The sequence below is a fragment of the Pseudoalteromonas sp. S1610 genome, assembly GCF_005887465.1.
GTDB classification, from domain to species: domain Bacteria; phylum Pseudomonadota; class Gammaproteobacteria; order Enterobacterales; family Alteromonadaceae; genus Pseudoalteromonas; species Pseudoalteromonas undina.
Map to the genome: position 1 here is coordinate 1 of NZ_PNDI01000098.1, position 593 is coordinate 593.

At 40.8% G+C, this 593-nt stretch carries 1 protein-coding gene; it reads left to right on the forward strand.

From position 1 onward, the window contains the following. Positions 1–40: 40 nt before the first annotated feature. Entirely contained in the window at positions 41–520 is a 480-nt protein-coding gene (locus CWB77_RS17945; RefSeq protein WP_054202561.1) for a DciA family protein, read from the forward strand. Positions 521–593: the final 73 nt, after the last annotated feature.

A 593-nucleotide genomic window follows, 5' to 3' on the forward strand; every position in this document is an offset into this window, starting at 1 on the left:
AATTTAAGCAAACTTTCCTTTGAGGTTTTTAAGGTGTGATATGGCTAAAGATAGATATGCGCCAAAACCATTAACCGACATTATGGCCGGGCTAAACAACCGTTTAGCAGCCTATGCGGGAAAAAGCCAAGCATTGGATACACAGCAACAACTGTTACGCGATTTTTTAGGGCCTAAGCTAGGCGATAAATGTCGAGTAAGTAATTATCGTGACGGCACACTGATGATAGAAGCTGTTTCAGCTCCTATTGCTCTTAGGCTTAATTATTTAAAAATGGATATGCAGTCTCATTTTAGAGCCGCAGGTATGGCAGAGCTTGGACAAATAAAAATTACCGCCAATCCACAAGCAACTCAACGATTAAGTAATCGTCCTAAAGCGACAGATAGCCAAGCGACTAACTCTCTTAAAATGAGTGAGCAAACGGCTGATTATTTGAATGCGATCGCCGATTCTGCTCCTCCTTCATTAAAAGAAAAGCTGCAGCGCTTAGCATTACATGGCAAAAGTAAGCCCTAGCTAGCCCTCATGCTAGGCTCTTTTTCACGCTTTGAACAAACGCAAAATACTTTGTTACATATTCGATTTTATT